Source organism: Candidatus Methylomirabilota bacterium, assembly GCA_036002485.1.
Taxonomy (GTDB): domain Bacteria; phylum Methylomirabilota; class Methylomirabilia; order Rokubacteriales; family CSP1-6; genus AR37.
Window position 1 is genome coordinate 1 of sequence record DASYTI010000100.1, and the last position, 3,030, is coordinate 3,030.

Annotated in this window: 2 protein-coding genes and 1 pseudogene; 2 read left to right on the plus strand and 1 reads right to left on the minus strand. The window is 68.3% G+C overall.

Features of this window, described 5'->3' with window-relative positions:
* Positions 1–498: pseudogene (locus VGT00_09635) on the minus strand (hypothetical protein).
* Positions 499–682: 184 nt separating this feature from the next.
* Between VGT00_09635 and VGT00_09640 the strand changes: the two are divergent.
* Complete coding sequence (locus VGT00_09640; protein ID HEV8531666.1) at positions 683–1,891, plus strand: amidohydrolase/deacetylase family metallohydrolase; 1,209 nt, start codon at positions 683–685, stop codon at positions 1,889–1,891.
* A gap of 243 nt (positions 1,892–2,134) precedes the next feature.
* The coding region (locus tag VGT00_09645) for a peptidyl-alpha-hydroxyglycine alpha-amidating lyase family protein (protein HEV8531667.1) at positions 2,135–3,030 on the plus strand (896 nt) is incomplete at its 3' end.

Consider the following 3,030-nt stretch of genomic DNA (forward strand, 5'->3'; position numbering starts at 1 on the left):
GCCAGGCTGCGCGCAGTACGCCGCGACGCGGCGGCGCACCGTCTCGCCGTGGCGGGCGATGGCCTCGCCATCCGCCATCTCGGCCGGGGGGCTCTCCTCGAACCACTGCTCGGAGAGGTGTCCCTGCTCACGGGTGTCAACAAAGGACGCGCTCACCCGGAAGACGTGAAAGCCAAGCTGGCGGACGGTGCGGTCGCGGCCCGGTGACTTCATGCCGAGCTGCTCGCGCGGGACTTGGCGGATGGCGCGCTGGGTGGCCGCGAGCACGACGTCGAGCCGCCGCGCCAGCTCAACCGGCGAGAGCTGCTGGCGCTCTTCGTAGCGCGCGCCCACCAGCTCGGCGAGCGCTTTCGGGTTCCAGCCGTGGACCACGCGGTCACCCACGATGGTCGCGGGCACGCGCGGGATGCCGAACGGCTCGAGGTCACGCTTTCGCGCGGGCTCGGCCTCCACGTCGAACCCGTCGAACTTCACTCCCCATGACGAAAGCAACTCTTTCGTCTTGGCGCACGAGCTTCAGCCCTGCCGGTAATAGACGCGCGGGGTATCCATGGCGCCTCCTCTTGGTCGCCTATGGTACTGCGAACCGCCTCGCGTGCCTACTGCCAACTTGACAGTCGGTGCGGGAGGGGACGATGATTCGCGCTGCCACTGTACCCATCACGGCAACCGGGAGAACAGCATGCACGATCTCTTGCTCAAGGGTGGAACCGTGGTGGATCCGTCCACGGGGCTCGACGGGGTCTGCGACATCGCCGTGCGAGACGGCGTGATCGCGCGCATTGCCAAGGACATTCCATCCGCCGAGGCAACTCAGACCATCGAGGTGGCGGGCAAGATCGTGACCCCGGGGCTGATCGATCTCCATGCCCACGTCTTCGAGGGCGTCAACCGTAATGGCGTCCACCCCGATCTCGGCGGCGTGCGCGCCGGCGTCACCACCATCGTGGATGCGGGCAGCGCGGGGGCGGCCACCTTCGCGGGTTTTCCCCGGCACATCATTCCCCGCTGCCAGACCGAGATCATTCCCTTCCTGCACATCTGCCAGACGGGGCTCGCCACCTCGCCGGACATCATCGCGGAGAGCAGCATCGATCTCGACGACACGCTCCAGGTTCTCGACCAGTACAAGGGCCTCATCTGCGGGATCAAGGCGCGCATGGTCTCGCCCGCCCTCGAGATCATGGGCATGGAGATGCCGCGGCTGGCCAGGCGAGCGGCCCGCGAGAGCGGCACCAAGCTCATGGTCCACATCGGCGACACGGAGAAGCGCTACGACCCGACGGTGATTCGCTCGCTCCTGCCCCTCCTCGAGGCGGGCGATATCCTCACGCACTACTTCACGGCCAATCCCGGCGGGGTTCTGGACGGCAACGGCAAGCTGGTGCCCGAAGCCCGCGAGGCCGCGGACCGCGGCGTGTGGTTCGATACGGCGCATGGGCGGAAGAACTTCAGCTTCGACGTCGGCCGCCGCTGCATCGAGCAGGGTCTGCTCCCCCACTGCATCAGCACCGATCTCACCGTTCCCGGCCGCATCCACACCGTGCACAGCATGACCGAGATCATGACCCGCTTCCTCGGCCTCGGGTTCACGCTCGCCCAGGTCGTGACCATGAGCACGGCCAATCCCGCCCGGGCCATCGGTGCCTCCCACCGTCTGGGGAGCCTCGCCGTCGGTCGGCAGGCCGACATCTCCGTTCTCGAGCTCCGCGAGGGCGACTGGGTGGTCTATGACGTGCTCGGCGAGAGCCTGCGCGTCACGCGGGCCGTGGTGCCGTTCGTGACGGTGAAGAAGGGCCAGGTCTTCACGCCGGACTGGGGGCCGAGGCCCTGGGGATGGGAGCCTGATGCATTCTTCCCGGCCGCGGCGTCGATGAAGAGCTGCTGCTGATCGGGGGGCGCGTTGAGGACCCCTCATCTACTCAGCCCTCGCCTCAGGGCTTCGCCCTTCAGCTCGAACTGCGGCCCTCTCCCCAGAGGGGAGAGGGATATCTGCTAGCCGCGCGGGTCCGGCTGCAGTATGCTCTCGTCCTCGCCGGGCAAGCGCATCGCTCGGCTCGAGGAGCAGGCCCGAAGGTGGGCGCGGACGAGCGCAGTGTTGGCTGGCCAACAGGGAGTGCGCGAGAGGAGCGTCATGGCGACGACAAGCGGGCTGAGCTACGGAGTGATCGAGGGCTGGGAGCAGCTTCCCGCGGGCTACGAGCACCGCGACGTGGCGGGGGTGGCGGTCGACGGCGAGGACCGCGTCTTCCTGATCTGTCGGGGCGATCATCCCATCATCGTGTACGACCGCAAGGGCAACTTCATCCGCTCCTGGGGCGAGGGGGATTTCACCTATCGCACCCACGGCATCACCGTCGCCTCCGACGGCACCGTGTGGTGCACGGACGACGGGAACCACACGGTGCGGCGCTTCACGCCGGAGGGCAAGCTGCTCATGACCCTCGGCACGCCGAACGCTGCCGCGGACACGGGCTATGACGGCAAGGACTACATGACGATCACGAAGCCCGCCGATGCGTTCAATCGCCCGACCAATCTGGCCATCGGCCCCAAGGGCGATCTCTACGTCAGCGACGGCTACGGCAACTGCCGCGTCCACCGCTTCTCGCCTTCGGGCGAGCGCAAGCGCTCCTGGGGCGTGCCGGGCACCGGCCCCGGCCAGTTCTACCTGCCCCACGGCATCGCCGTGGCCGCCGACGGCCGGGTCTTCGTCTGCGACCGCGAGAACGATCGCATCCAGATCTTCAGCCCCGAGGGTGAGTATCTCAGCGAGTGGACGGACACCCAGCGCCCGACCCACCTCGTCTTCGACGCCAAGGGCCGCGCCTTCGTCTCCGAGCTGTGGTGGTACCCGGGCCAGACCTCTCGTCGTCAAGGGCCCATCTCGCAAGCTCGGCCCGGGCGGGTGAGCGTCTTCGATCCCGAGGGCCGCATGCTCGCGCGCTGGGGCGGGCCCGAGGCGAGCGCTCCCGGCAATCTCGCGGCGGCACACGGCATCGCGGTGGACTCGAAGGGCGACGTCTACGT